This window comes from Bifidobacterium apri, assembly GCF_009299485.1.
Lineage (GTDB): Bacteria > Actinomycetota > Actinomycetes > Actinomycetales > Bifidobacteriaceae > Bifidobacterium > Bifidobacterium apri.
On sequence record NZ_WBSO01000040.1, the window covers coordinates 1 to 1,236 of the forward strand.

At 68.4% G+C, this 1,236-nt stretch carries 1 protein-coding gene; it reads right to left on the reverse strand.

Annotated features, from left to right (window positions below; genetic code table 11):
- Positions 1 to 8 precede the first annotated feature (8 nt).
- Positions 9 to 1,151, reverse strand: coding sequence for an IS30 family transposase (locus DSM100238_RS09235; protein ID WP_240812431.1), 1,143 nt, complete (start codon positions 1,149 to 1,151; stop codon positions 9 to 11).
- Positions 1,152 to 1,236 lie beyond the last annotated feature (85 nt).

The following is a 1,236-nucleotide window of genomic DNA, read 5'->3' on the forward strand; positions in this document are numbered from 1 at the left end:
CCCGTTTTCTAGTTTGGAGTGCAACACTGCCTCGTGTTGTGGGTTGTGGTTGATTGTACGGGGTACCCGGGGACGGGTGCGCCCTGGGCGGCGAGTCGTTCCATCTGCTCGTCCCACGCCTCCGCCGGCGTGAGCCATCCGAGGACCTTCAGGGGCGTGCCGTTGATCCGCCGGGTGATCTCGTCGAGCTCGTCCTGGGCCAGGTCGTCCAGGCTCGTGCCCTTGGGCAGGTAGCGGCGGATCATGCCGTTGCGGTTCTCGTTGCTGCCCCGCTGGTACGAGCTGTACGGGTCCGCATAATAGGTCAGCATGCCCGTCGACTCGTCGACCAGCAGGTGGAGCGCGGACTCGCTGCCGTTGTCCCATGTGCGGCTGATCCTGGCCGCGGGCGGCAGCGCGCCGAACACGCGCGCCTCGGCGGCCGCGGTGACGGCCGCCTCCTTCGAATCGACCAGCGTGGCGATCAGGAAGCGGGTCTTGCGTTCGACCTGCGTGTTGATGCACCGGCGCGTGACCCCGCCGCCGATCACCGTGTCCGACTCCCAGTGCCCGAACTCGCGGCGCGATTGCACCGCGGCTGGCCGTTCGTGGATCGACACGCGCGCCGGGATGGGGATGCGCCGCCCGCGCCGCCCCTTGCGTGCCCGCCGCCGGCGATGGCCGCGCGGCAGGTAGGCGCGCAGGTCGCGTGTCCCGTCGGAGGCCTGCCGGTACACCCACGCGTACAGCGTCTCATGGCTGACCCTCATCAGCGGGTCGTCGGGGAACTCCAGGCGCAGCCTGCCGGCCATCGTGGCGGGCGACCAGCCGCGCCGCAGCGCGTCCATGACCCATGCGACCAGCTGGTCGCATGACATGCGCCGCCGGCGCACGCACCGTTCGCGCCGCTTGCCGGCCAGACGCTGCGCGGTCAACGCGCAATAGTACGGCCCGCCGGTCCACGATCCGGTCTTCAGGCGCGCGGGACGGTACGGGCGGTACGACTCGTTCTCGTTGGACGGGTTCCACAGGTTGCGCCTCAACTCGCGGCTGACGGTCGACGGGCTACGCCCGATCACCGCCGCGATCTGGCGGATCGACCGGTGCTCGCGGAAACGGAGCCTGTCGATCAGGACCCGCTCGCTTGCCGTCAGGTGATTGTAGGATGGCATCGGTGCAACACCTTTCCAGGGATTGTTATTTCTCTTTCAACCCACAACCCTAGCCGAGGTGTTGCACTTGCACTTTGAAAACGGG

Coding starts and splice junctions, on each gene's coding strand:
- DSM100238_RS09235 (WP_240812431.1), bottom strand. CDS start 1,151: ATGCCATCCTACAATCACCTGACGGCAAGCGAGCGGGTCCTGATCGAC.